General features: G+C 67.9%; 11 protein-coding genes. 5 read left to right on the forward strand and 6 right to left on the reverse strand.

Annotated elements, in window-relative coordinates; translation table 11 throughout:
* Window positions 1-111 precede the first annotated feature (111 nt).
* Entirely contained in the window at window positions 112-834 is a 723-nt protein-coding gene (murU, locus tag HW466_RS21930) for an N-acetylmuramate alpha-1-phosphate uridylyltransferase MurU (RefSeq protein ID WP_151006095.1), read from the reverse strand.
* A 22-nt stretch (window positions 835-856) separates the two neighbouring features.
* Entirely contained in the window at window positions 857-1,906 is a 1,050-nt protein-coding gene (locus HW466_RS21935) for an aminoglycoside phosphotransferase family protein (protein WP_151006094.1), read from the reverse strand.
* Window positions 1,907-2,129: 223 nt separating this feature from the next.
* Here HW466_RS21935 and HW466_RS21940 point away from each other — a divergent pair, with 223 nt between their 5' ends.
* From HW466_RS21940 to rsmA, 4 genes are read left to right on the forward strand one after another with little or no spacing between them, the layout of a single operon-like run.
* On the forward strand, window positions 2,130-4,490 hold the full coding sequence (locus HW466_RS21940) for an LPS-assembly protein LptD (protein WP_059545362.1): 2,361 nt from the start codon (window positions 2,130-2,132) through the stop codon (window positions 4,488-4,490).
* Between the two features lie 51 nt (window positions 4,491-4,541).
* On the forward strand, window positions 4,542-5,900 hold the full coding sequence (locus tag HW466_RS21945; protein WP_059447851.1) for a peptidylprolyl isomerase: 1,359 nt from the start codon (window positions 4,542-4,544) through the stop codon (window positions 5,898-5,900).
* An 11-nt stretch (window positions 5,901-5,911) separates the two neighbouring features.
* Window positions 5,912-6,901 carry a 4-hydroxythreonine-4-phosphate dehydrogenase PdxA gene (pdxA, locus tag HW466_RS21950; protein WP_059868413.1) on the forward strand — a complete coding sequence of 330 codons (990 nt, stop codon included), beginning with the start codon at window positions 5,912-5,914 and terminating at the stop codon, window positions 6,899-6,901.
* 55 nt (window positions 6,902-6,956) lie between these two features.
* Window positions 6,957-7,787 (forward strand): 16S rRNA (adenine(1518)-N(6)/adenine(1519)-N(6))-dimethyltransferase RsmA, encoded by an 831-nt coding sequence (rsmA, locus tag HW466_RS21955; protein WP_059868412.1) that lies wholly within the window; start codon window positions 6,957-6,959, stop codon window positions 7,785-7,787.
* 123 nt (window positions 7,788-7,910) lie between these two features.
* Here rsmA and HW466_RS21960 read toward each other — a convergent pair whose 3' ends face one another.
* Entirely contained in the window at window positions 7,911-8,846 is a 936-nt protein-coding gene (locus HW466_RS21960; RefSeq protein ID WP_059790038.1) for a DMT family transporter, read from the reverse strand.
* 368 nt (window positions 8,847-9,214) lie between these two features.
* On the opposite strand from HW466_RS21960, the gene gloA reads away from it, so the two are divergent.
* Window positions 9,215-9,604, forward strand: coding sequence for a lactoylglutathione lyase (gene gloA / locus HW466_RS21965; protein ID WP_151006315.1), 390 nt, complete (start codon window positions 9,215-9,217; stop codon window positions 9,602-9,604).
* A gap of 108 nt (window positions 9,605-9,712) precedes the next feature.
* Here the strand turns inward: gloA and HW466_RS21970 are convergent, their stop codons facing one another.
* From HW466_RS21970 to gmhB, 3 genes are read right to left on the reverse strand one after another with little or no spacing between them, the layout of a single operon-like run.
* Entirely contained in the window at window positions 9,713-10,630 is a 918-nt protein-coding gene (locus HW466_RS21970; RefSeq protein ID WP_060346356.1) for a M48 family metallopeptidase, read from the reverse strand.
* 46 nt (window positions 10,631-10,676) lie between these two features.
* On the reverse strand, window positions 10,677-11,441 hold the full coding sequence (locus HW466_RS21975) for a lysophospholipid acyltransferase family protein (protein WP_059447846.1): 765 nt from the start codon (window positions 11,439-11,441) through the stop codon (window positions 10,677-10,679).
* A 43-nt stretch (window positions 11,442-11,484) separates the two neighbouring features.
* Window positions 11,485-12,048 (reverse strand): D-glycero-beta-D-manno-heptose 1,7-bisphosphate 7-phosphatase, encoded by a 564-nt coding sequence (gmhB, locus tag HW466_RS21980; protein WP_060346326.1) that lies wholly within the window; start codon window positions 12,046-12,048, stop codon window positions 11,485-11,487.
* Window positions 12,049-12,053: the final 5 nt, after the last annotated feature.

Consider the following 12,053-nt stretch of genomic DNA (forward strand, 5'->3'; position numbering starts at 1 on the left):
CCGCACTATTTCGACGGTGGCCTGACGCCGATCGACCGGGCAATCATCGCCCTTTCCGGCCTTTGGCAGCCGCCGCGTCGCCGGATGGCCCGGCAGCCAGCCGCGAAAGGTTCAGCGTGCTGCGGCGCGCAGCCGCGCGTCGAGCTCGCAGAGCTGCGCCGGCGTGCCGACGTTTTCCCAGATGCCTTCGTACAACTCGCCGCTCGCGCGGCCGGCCTCGATGGTCGCCTTGAAGTACGGCGTGAGCGGACGGTGGGTGCCCGGCACGATGTCGCGGAACATCCGCGTGTCGTACACGCCGATGCTGCCGAACGTGACGCGCGGGGCGCCGGCGAGCGCGAGCCGGCCGTCGTCGCAAAGCACGAAATCGCCGTCCGGATGGAACGGCGGGTTCGGCACCATCACGAGATGCATCCCCGGCGCGTCGAGCGCGGCCATCCGCGCGGCCCGGGCGGCGAGCGTCCGGTAGTCGAATGCGCAGTACACGTCGCCCGCGACCGCGGCGAACACCGTCGGACGGCCGTCGCGCTCGAGCAGCGGCAGCGCCTTCGCGATGCCGCCGGCGGTTTCCAGCGCGTCGCCTTCGGCCGAATACGCGAGCCGCACGCCCCAGCGCGAGCCGTCGCCGAGTGTCGCCTCGAGCTGCTCGCCGAGCCATGCGTGGTTGATCACGATCGTTTCGATGCCCGCGCGCGCGAGCGCCTCGATCTGCCAGACGATCAGCGGCTTGCCGCCGGCTTCGAGCAGCGGCTTCGGGCGGGTGTCGGTCAACGGGCGCATCCGTTCGCCGCGCCCGGCGGCGAAGATCATCGCCGTGGTCAGGGTAGTGCTCATGTTCGGCTGAATGTGAGGGCGGTCAGAACGTATAGCCGACGTCGGCCGCGCCTTTGCCCTCGAGCTCGTCGAGCAACTTCGCGAACGGCACGAGCGGGCGGTAGCGCAGCGCGACCTTGCGCGCATAGGCGAGGAAGCGCGGCAGGTCGTTCAGGTAATGCGGCTTGCCGTCGCGGTAGTTGATGCGCGCGAACAGGCCGAGGATCTTGATGTGGCGCTGCAGTCCCATCCACTCGAGCTGGCGGTAGAACTCGCCGAAGTCCGGATCGACCGGCAGGCCGGCCTTCTTCGCCTTTTCCCAGTAGTACGCGAAGCAGTCCAGCTCGAACTCCTCGTCCCAGCTGATGAACGCGTCGCGCAGAAGCGACACGACGTCGTACGTGAGCGGCCCGTACACGGCGTCCTGGAAGTCGAGCACGCCGGGGTTCGGATCGCAAACCATCAGGTTGCGCGGCATGAAGTCGCGCAGCATGAAGCCCTGCGGCTGCGCATGGGCGCTCGCGACCAGCAGCGCGAAGGTGCGTTCGAGCGTGCCGCGCATCGCGTCGGTGACGGGCTTGCCCAGGTGCCGGCCGACGAACCATTCGGGCAGCAGCTCCATCTCGCGGCGCAGGAATGCCTCGTCGAACGGCGGCAGCACGTCGGGTTTCGAGCTCAGCTGGAAGCGGATCAGTGCGTCGAGCGCGTCGCGCATCAACGGGCGCGCCGCAACCGGGTCGGCCGGATCGAGCACCGAGATGTACGACGTGCGGCCGAGGTCGGTCACGAGCATGAAGCCCGCGTCGCAATCGTGGGCCAGCACGTCGGGCACGTGGTCGCCGGCTGCGGCGAGCAACTGCGCGACCTGAACGAATTCGCGACATTTCTCGGGGGGCGGCGCGTCGACCGCGATCAGCGAGCCGCCGGGGCGCGTGGCCGACGCGACCCGGAAATAGCGGCGGAAACTGGCGTCCGACGACGCGGGCGCGAGGGTCGACAGGTCGAGGGCGAAGCGCTCGGCGAGCGGGCGCAGCCACGCGGTCAGTGCGTCGAGGCGGGCGTCGGGCTGGGATGCGGCGGATGGGGGTGTCATGAAACTCGGCGGAGGGGGGAACGTCTTGCCATATAATACCCCACGACTTTTTTGACGCGCCCCGCGTCAGCTTGCGCCGTGCAGGCCCGCCGCCTGTCGCGCCGTCCGCCCGATCGCGTCCCCGGTTTGCGCTCAGCCGCAGTCGCGGTGCGACGGCGCGGCCCGCCGCGCGCGAATGTGCCGTGCCGGTGCGGTTGACAAGGGGCGATTCGCCAAACGATAGATGCCGCCCAAACCGCTATTCCCGAATGTCTTCCCCGGTGACGGGGCGCCGCGCAAACGGCGGCTCGCGCTCGCGCTCCTGGCCGTGCCCGGCCTCGTGCCGGCCGTGTCGCACGCGCAGCTGTCGGGCGCAGCCGCGCAGCCGCAGCCGCTCGACTCGCCGTGGGACCTGCGTCTCGCCCCGCAACTCGAGGATCATCCGCTGAAGGACGGCGCGAAGCCGGCCACCTTCGTGATCGCCGACCATACGAGCGGCACGGCCGATCAGGACCTGGCCGCGAAGGGTTCGGCCGAGCTGCGTCGCGGCGATGCGGTCGTGAAGGCCGACGCGATCCACTACGATCAGGATACCGACATGGCCGACGCGTACGGCCAGGTCAGGGTGGTCAACGGCGGCACGTCGTTCGCGGGCCCCGAGGCGCATCTGAAGGTCGAGGCGAACCAGGGCTTCATGACGGCGCCGAAGTACCACTTCAATGTGACGGGCGGGTCCGGCAGCGCGGAGCGCGTCGACCTGCTCGACAGCGAGCGCTCGGTGTTCGTCAACGGCACCTACACGGCGTGCCAGTGCGCGACGGACCCGGCGTGGTACATCAAGGGCAGCCGCTTCGACTTCGACACGGGTGCCGACGAAGGCACCGCGCGCAACGGCGTGCTGTTCTTCCAGGGCGTGCCGATCTTCGCGAGCCCGTGGATGACGTTCCCGCTGTCGGGCGAGCGGCGTAGCGGCTTGCTGCCGCCGACGTTCTCGATGAACTCGAGCAACGGGTTCGAGCTGTCGCTGCCGTACTACTTCAACATCGCGCCCAACCGCGACCTGACGATCACGCCGCACATCATTTCGCGGCGCGGCGTGCAGACGGAAGCGACGTTCCGCTACCTGTCGCCGTCGTATTCGGGCACGTTTACGGCCAATTACCTGCCGGACGACCGGCTCGCGCACCGCAACCGCTACGCGATCTACTGGCAGCACCAGCAGAACTTCGGCGGCGGTTTCGGCGGCTACGTCTACTACAACAAGGTCTCGGACAATACGTATCCCGAAGACCTTGGGTCGATGAACCAGTTCGTCAACGGGACGCAGACGCTGTACCAGCAGGAAGCCGGCCTCACGTACAACAACGGCCCGTGGTCGGTGCTCGCGCGCTATCAGCACTGGCAGACGCTGCCGCCGTCGATCGCGCCGTACAGCCGCGAGCCGCAGTTGAACGTGAAGTACACGAAGTACAACGTCGGGGGCTTCGACTTCGGCGCCGAAGCCGACTATTCGCGCTTCCGCATCACGACCGCCGATTCGACCGAAGGCGACCGGATCGCCTTCAATCCGTATATCGCGTACGGCGTGTACGGCCCCGGCTATTTCGTCGTACCGAAGGTGCAGTATCACTTCGCTTCGTACGACCTGAACCATCTGTCGTCGAGCACGCCGAACAACCCGAAGCGCTTCACCGAGTCGATCCCGACCGTGAGCTTCGACTCGGGCCTGATCTTCGACCGCTCGGTGCGCCTGTTCGGCCAGGACTTCATCCAGACCCTCGAGCCGCGCCTGTACTACGTGTACACGCCGTATCGCGACCAGTCGAACGCACCGCTGTTTGACACCGCGGAATCGGACTTCGGCCTCGCGGAGATCTACCAGCCGAACACGTTCGTCGGCAACGACCGGATCGCCGACGCGAACCGGATCACGGCCGGGCTGACGTCGCGCTTCATCGATCCGCGCACGGGCGACGAGCGCGCGCGCTTCGTGGTCGCGCAGCAGTACTACTTCGCCGATCAGCGCGTGACGCTGAACTCGGGGCAATCGGCCGTGCAGGCCCGCCACTCGGACCTGATCGTCGGCGCGGCGCTGAAACTGGGCTCCGGCTTCATGTCGGAGACGGCGTTCCAGTACAACCAGAACAACAACCAGCTCGTGAAGTCGAGCGTCGGTTTCGGGTTCAGCCCGGGCGAGCGCAAGGTGATCAACGTCGGCTATCGCTACACGCGCGCGAACACCACGCTCGACGGCCAGCCGATCAACCAGTTCCTGGTATCCGCGCAGTGGCCGCTCACGCGTCGCCTGTACGCGATCGGCCGTTTCAATTACGACCTCGCGGGCGATCGCGTGGTCGACGGTCTGCTCGGCTTACAATACGACGCGGATTGCTGGGCGCTCGGGGTCGGCGTGCAGCGATTTGCGAACGGCATCAACTCGTCGGGACAGCAGAACTCGTCGACGCGATTCATGATGCAGCTGACGCTCAAGGGCTTGTCGACGATCGACAACGGCCTCGTGGCCGCATTCCGCGCCGGGGTGCCGGGCTACACGCCGCTGCCGTCCTCGCCGCCGCCGATGTCCCGCTTCAGCAACTACGAGTAACGCCGGCTTGTCTGCACCGGTCAGCACGATTTCAATGGAGTTCCAGTGGCAATGAAGAAAACCCTTCGTTTCGCGGCAGTCGTGTCCAGCCTTGCCGCCGCCGCCGCGCTGCTCGCCGCCGCGCCGGCCTCGGCGCAGGCGCTCGGGTCGCAAGGTGCGCAGCTCGCCGACGAAGTCGTCGCGGTCGTCAACAACGACGTGATCACGGGCCGCGAACTCGACCAGCGCGTCGGCCTGATCGCGCGCCGGCTGCAGCAGCAGAACGCACCCGTGCCGCCGGCCGATCAGTTGCGCGCGCAGGTGCTGAACCAGATGGTGCTCGAACGCATCCAGGTGCAGAAGGCCAAGGACGACGGGATCCGAATCGACGACGCGACCGTGCAGTCCACGCTGCAGCGCCTCGCGCAGGCGAACGGGATGACGCTCGACCAGTACCGCGCGCGGATCGTCGCGCAAGGCGTGCCCTGGAGCGTGTTCACGAGCGACGCGCGTACCGAGCTGATGCTGTCGAAGCTGCGCGAGCGCGAGGTGGACGGCAAGATCACCGTGTCGGACGCCGAGGTCGCGAACTACATCGCGAGCCAGCGCGGGCCGAACGCGTCGCAGCAGCAGGACCTGCGCTTCCAGCACATCTTCATCAAGGCGCCGACCAACGCGCCGCAAGCCGAGATCGAAGCCGCGCAGAAGAAGGCCGAAGCGCTGCTGCAGCAGGCCACGTCGGGCGCCGATTTCGAGAAGCTCGCGAAGAGCAACTCGGAAGCGAACGACGCGAAGAAGGGCGGCGATCTCGGCTTCAAGGCACCGTCCGCGTTGCCGGCCGACGTCGTCGAGGCTGCATCGAAGCTGCGCCCGGGGCAGGTCAACCCGACGCTGATCCGCGTGCCGGACGGCTTCGAGATCGTGCGTCTCGTCGACCGCCGCCAGAGCCAGGGCGCGACCGCCGCGGCACCGAAGATCGTCCAGACGCACGTGCGCCACATCCTGTTGCGTGTCGGCGAAGGCAAGTCGGAAGGCCAGGCGCGCCAGCAGCTGCAGGACATCCGCCGCCAGGTCGAGGCGGGCGGCGATTTCGCGAAGTTCGCGCGCACCTACTCGCAGGACGGGTCGGCGTCGCAGGGCGGCGATCTCGGCTGGATCAGCCCGGGCGAGACCGTGCCCGAATTCGAGCGCGCGATGAACAACCTGCAGGACGGCCAGATCAGCCAGCCGATTCGTACCGAGTACGGCTACCACCTGATTCAGGTGATGGAGCGCCGCGAGGCGGAAGGCTCGGTGCAGCAGCAGATGGATATCGCGCGCCAGGCGATCGGCCAGCGCAAGGCTGAGCAGGCGTACGCCGACTGGCTGCGCGAACTGCGCGATTCGTCGTACGTGCAGTACAAGATCGGCGGCGTCGGCCCGGCGAACTGAGCGAGCTTCACATGACGGCATCCGCGCTGCAGATCGCGATCACGACCGGCGAACCCGCGGGTGTCGGCCCGGAGCTGACCGTGCAGGCGTTACAGGATGCCGCGCGGCGCTGGCCGGGCGCGCATTTCACCGTGCTCGGCGACGCCGCGTTGCTCGACGCGCGCGCGGCGGCCGTCGGTGCCGACCGAGCGGTGCTCGCCGGCGGCGGGCCGGTGTCGGTCGAGCATCATTCGCTTGCCGTGCCCGCGCGGGCCGGCACGCTCGACGCGGCCAACGGCCGCTACGTGCTCGCGCTACTCGATGCCGCGATCGACGGCGCGATGGCGGGCCGCTTCGACGCGATCGTCACCGCGCCGCTGCAGAAGAGCACGATCAACGATGCCGGCGTGCCGTTTACCGGCCATACCGAATACCTTGCGGAACGCACGCACACACCGCGCGTCGTGATGATGCTGGCGGGCACGGGCGTGCGGCCGCTGCGCGTGGCGCTCGCGACCACGCACTTGCCGCTGAAGGACGTGTCGGCCGCCCTGACGATCGACGGGCTCGTCGAGACGCTGGCGATCGTCGATCGCGACCTGCGGCGCGACTTCGGCCTCGCATCGCCACGCATCCTCGTGACCGGGCTCAACCCGCACGCGGGCGAGAACGGCTATCTCGGGCGCGAGGAGATCGACGTGATTGCGCCGGCGCTCGCGCGCGCGCAAGCGCAGCGCATCGACGCGCGCGGCCCGTATCCGGCCGACACGCTGTTCCAGCCGCGCTATCTCGAGAATGCGGATTGCGTGCTCGCGATGTTCCACGATCAGGGCTTGCCCGTGCTGAAGTATGCGACCTTCGGCGAGGGCATCAACGTCACGCTCGGGCTGCCGATCATTCGCACGTCGGTCGATCACGGCACCGCGCTCGATCTCGCCGGCACGGGCCGCGCAGATCCGGGCAGCATGGTCGCCGCGCTCGACACGGCCGTTACGATGGCGCGCCATCGCCGCGCGGCCTGACGCGCACGGGCCCGGGCCTGACCTCATTCGTCGTATTTTTCGTTTTTCTCAGTCGATGTCGAACAGCAGACAGCACCAAGGCCACTTCGCGCGCAAGCGCTTCGGGCAGAACTTCCTCGTCGATCACGGCGTGATCGATTCGATCGTTGCGACGATCGGCCCCGCGCGCGGCCAGCGCATGGTCGAGATCGGCCCCGGCCTCGGCGCGCTGACCGAGCCGCTGATCGCGCGTCTCGCGACGCCCGAGTCGCCGCTGCATGCGGTCGAGCTCGACCGCGACCTGATCGGGCGCCTGCAGCAGCGCTTCGGTGCACTGCTGGAGCTGCACGCGGGCGACGCGCTCGCGTTCGACTTCGGCTCGCTCGCGGCACCTGGCGACAAGCCGTCGCTGCGCATCGTCGGCAACCTGCCGTACAACATTTCCAGCCCGCTGCTGTTTCATCTGATGACGTTCGCCCACGTGGTCATCGACCAGCATTTCATGCTGCAGAACGAGGTCGTCGAACGGATGGTCGCCGAGCCGGGCACCAAGGCGTTCTCGCGGCTGTCGGTGATGCTGCAGTACCGCTACGTGATGGACAAGATGCTCGACGTGCCGCCGGAGTCGTTCCAGCCGCCGCCGAAGGTCGATTCGGCGATCGTCCGGATGATTCCGTACGAGCCGCACGAACTGCCGGACGTGGATCCCGTGCTGCTCGGCGAAGTGGTCACCGCGGCGTTCTCGCAACGTCGGAAGATGCTGCGCAACACGCTCGGCGACTATCGCGAGTCGATCGATTTCGACGGGCTCGGCTTCGACCTCGCGCGACGTGCGGAGGATGTGGGCGTGGCCGAATACGTCGGCGTCGCGCAGGCGCTCGCGAAGGTGCGCAAGCCCGCGGAGTAACCGGACCACGCGGGCCGCGCGCGCGTGGTGCGCGCCGGCCCGAGATTCACGAGGCTGCCCCGATGGGCAGCCTTTTTGTTTGCCGCGCCATGCTCGCCGAGGCCGGAGCGCGGCCTGACGGCGTTACGCGCGCCCGCGCGGCGGCGCGTTGACGAGCGCGATTCCGGTCAGCACCAGCGCGGCCGCGGACATGAAGCGCCAGCCGACCGATTCGCCGAGCAGCAGCACGCCGAACGCGACGCCGAACAACGGCGACAGGAACGTGAACACCGACAGCCGCGAAGCGCTGTAGCGCGTCAGCAACCAGAACCACGACAGATAGCTGACGAACGCGACGATCACCGACTGGTACGCGAGGCTCGCGAGCGCGATCGGCGTGACCTGCGCGAACGACATCTGGCCGAGCAGTGCGGCGAGCGCGATCAGCACGACGGCCGACACCGCGAGCTGGTAGAACAGCGTCTTGCTCGCGCTGGCACGCGCGAGCGACGTCGAGCGCACGACGACCGTCGTCGCGGCCCACATCGCGCCGCCGAGGATGCCGAGCGCGTCGCCGGCCAGCCCGGCCAAGACCGATGCGCCGGGTGCGCGCGGCTTGAGGAAGCCGTCCGCGAATGCAAGCGCGATACCGGCGAACGCGAGGCCGACGCCGGCCCACTGGACGCGCTGCAGCCGCTCGCCCGGCGCGAACAGGTGCAGGCCGAGCGCGGTGAAGCACGGTGCGGTGTACAGGAAGATCGCCATGTGCGACGCGCTCGTCAGCGTCAGCCCGAAGAACACGCAGACGAACTCGCCGGCGAACAGCGCACCGGCCGCGATACCGGCGCCGAGCGTGCCGTCCGCGCGGAACAGCGGCGTGCCGCGCGAGCGGGCCCAGCACCAAAGCAGGAGCGCGGCGATCACCGAGCGCAGCCCGGCCTGAAACATCGGCGGGATCGCCGCGTTCGTGCTCTTGATCGCGACCTGCTGGAAGCCCCAGATCGCGCAGAGCAGCAGCATCACGCCGATGGCGCGCGTGTCGAGCGTGCGGCGCGCGGGCGTGCCGGCGAGCGCGGTCATCGGCGGACCTCCGCGATGCGGCGGCAACGGGGCACGGACATGGGCAGCGGCGGACGGATGTCGCGTCCGGCGCGCTCGATTCGGCGGTTTCGCACGGCAGGGTGTGGCTGAAAGAGGAGGTGGTCGCGTTCGAGCGGCGGACGGGATGCCCGCTTTTGGTGCGAGGTGGGACGATGTTACCCGATCGGTGGACTTGCCGGGGGGCCGTCGGGCACCCGTGACGACTGGCGCCGCACGCGCATCGCGCATCGCGCACGCCGTGCGGATGCCCGCTAGCGGCCATGGCGGCGCACGGGGCGCCGGCGGCGGGATTCACCCGACTCCGGTAGAATTTCCGCTTCTGGAAAGTCCCCACAGGAGTACAACACATGCGTTTGCTGCATACGATGCTGCGAGTCGGCGATCTCGACCGCTCGATCAAGTTCTATACCGAATTGCTCGGCATGAAGCTGCTGCGTCGCGAGGATTATCCGGAAGGCAAGTTCACGCTCGCGTTCGTCGGGTATGAAGCGGAAAGCACGGGCACCGTGATCGAGCTCACCCATAACTGGGATACGTCGTCCTACGATCTCGGCAACGGTTTCGGCCATCTGGCGCTGGAAGTCGACGACGCGTACGCGGCCTGCGACCGGATCAAGGCGCAAGGCGGCAAGGTGACCCGCGAGGCGGGCCCGATGAAGCACGGCACGACCGTGATCGCATTCGTCGAGGATCCGGACGGCTACAAGATCGAGTTCATCCAGAAGAAGGTGCACTGAGCGCGCAATGAACGGCGCGCGACGCACGACAGGCGTCGCGGGCAACGAAAACGGGCGATGCGGAGAAATCCGCATCGCCCGTTCGTATTTTTGGTTTGATCGATCGCGTTACAGCGCCGGCAGCAGCTCGGGCGGGTGATGCTTGAGCGTGTGACGCGCTTCGCGGAATTCCGGGAAGATCGATTCGACGGTTTGCCAGAAGGCCGGGCTGTGATTCATTTCGCGCAGATGCGACAGCTCGTGCGCGACGACGTAGTCGATGATCGACATCGGGAAGTGGATCAGCCGCCAGTTCAGCCGGATCTTGCCGTCGCTCGAGCAGCTGCCCCAGCGCGTCGCGGCCGACGACAGCGCAACCATCGAATACGTGACGCCGAGCTTTTGCGCGTAGACGACGAGGCGTTCGCCGAAGATCCGCTTTGCTTCGCCCTGGAGCCAGCCCTGCACGCGATCCTTGATCTGCTGCATGTCGGCTTGCGCGGGCAACGGCAGCGACAGGCGCTGCGCATCGGCGTCGAATGCGAGCGCACCGGCGCCGAGCGCGATCGTGATCGTCTTGCCGAGATACGGAAGTTGCGCGCCGTCGCGCCAGTCGATCTGCGGCAGCGCGCGCTGCTCGGTGCGGGTCTTCCACTCCGCGAGCTTCGCGAAGATCCAGCGTTGCTTCTCGGCGATGGCGGCTTCGATGTCGGCGAGCGTGACCCAGCGCGGCGCGGTGATCGACAGCCCGCTGCCGTCGATCGTGAATCCGATCGTGCGGCGCGCGGAGCGCTTCAGCCGATATTCGAGCACACGGCTGTCGATTGCGAGCGTGCGGACGCGGGAGCGATCGGGCGCGGGGCCAGGATCGAGCGGCGCGGCGGGCATCGCGGGCGCGGCAACCGCTTCAGGCGGCGAGGGCGGTGCGGCGGGCACCGGCGACGCCGGCGGCGCCGACGATGCGGCCGGCCCGTCGAAGAGCGGCAGGTCCATCTGGCGATGATCGAGGGCCACGACGGCAGGCCGTGGCCGCGGACGCTTTTTCATCAGTTCGCTTCGTTTCGTCGTTCGCAACGGCTGCAATCCGGGTGACTCAGACGCGCGCGGCATCGCGCGCGCCGGCATTGCCCGGCTGGCGATAGGCATCGGGATCGATGCGGCGCATTTCCGCTTCGATCCATGCTTCGACCTGCGAGTTCAATACGTCGGGCGTCTTGCCGTCGACCGGAATCGGCTTGCCGATCGACACGGTGACGACGCCCGGGAATTTCGTGAACGAATTGCGCGGCCACACGTGACCGGCATTGTGCGCGATCGGCACGACCGGCGTGCCGGTTTCGATCGCGAAGCGCGCGCCGCCCGTCTTGTACTTGCCCTGCTTGCCGACCGGCGTGCGCGTGCCTTCCGGAAACATGATCATCCACGCGCCTTCGGACAGGCGCTTCTTGCCCTGGCGGATCACCGACGCGAACGCGTTCTTGCCTTCCTTGCGGTTGATGTTGACCATGTGCAGCAGCCCGAGCGCCCAGCCGAAGAACGGCACGTACAGCAGTTCGCGCTTGAACACGTAGCAGAGCGGCTTGGGCATCAGCGCCGGAAACGCGAGCGTCTCCCACGCGGACTGGTGCTTCGACAGCAGCACGGCCGGACCGTCGGGCAGGTTTTCCATCCCTTCGATCCGGTAGCGGATGCCGTTCAGCCAGCGCACGACCCACAGCGTCGACTTGCACCAGCCGGCCGCCATCCAGTAACGCGCGTCGGGACGCATGAACGGGAACGCGATGAAGCACGCGGTGGCGTAAGGCACCGTGTACACGATGAAGTAGATCAGCAGCAGCAGGGAGCGGACAAAGCGCATCGGCGTGAGTCTGACAGTAGGGAGGATGCGCGCGGCGGCCGCATCACTCGTGTTCGTGTGAAAGGAAGTCGAGCGCGAACGCGCGCAGATCGTCGTGGACCTTCGTGCCGGCCGGCAGATTGCCTGCGGCGAGCGTTTTCTTGCCCTTGCCGGTCAGCACGAGGTGCGGCTGGAAGCCGACCGCGGCGCCGGCCTGCAGGTCGCGCAGGGAATCGCCGACGGCCGGCGTGTGACCGGGATCGGCCTCGAAGCGCTCGGCGATCATCTGCATCATGCCGGGTTTCGGCTTGCGGCACTCGCAGTGGTCTTCCGACACGTGCGGACAGAAGAACACCGCGTCGATGCGTGCGCCGACGGCGGCCGCCGCGCGATGCATCTTCAGGTGCATCGCGTTGAGCGCGGCCATGTCGAACAGCCCGCGGCCGATGCCGGACTGGTTGGTCGCGACGACCACGCGGTAGCCCGCGTGGTTGAGTCGTGCGATCGCCTCGAGGCTGCCGGGCAGCGCGATCCACTCGTCGGGCGTCTTGATGAACGCGTCCGAATCGACGTTGATCACGCCGTCCCGGTCGAGGACGACGAGCTTGCGGTTGGGGCTGGTCGGCATCGTTC

It is taken from the genome of Burkholderia territorii (assembly GCF_902833055.1).
GTDB classification, from domain to species: Bacteria; Pseudomonadota; Gammaproteobacteria; order Burkholderiales; family Burkholderiaceae; genus Burkholderia; species Burkholderia territorii.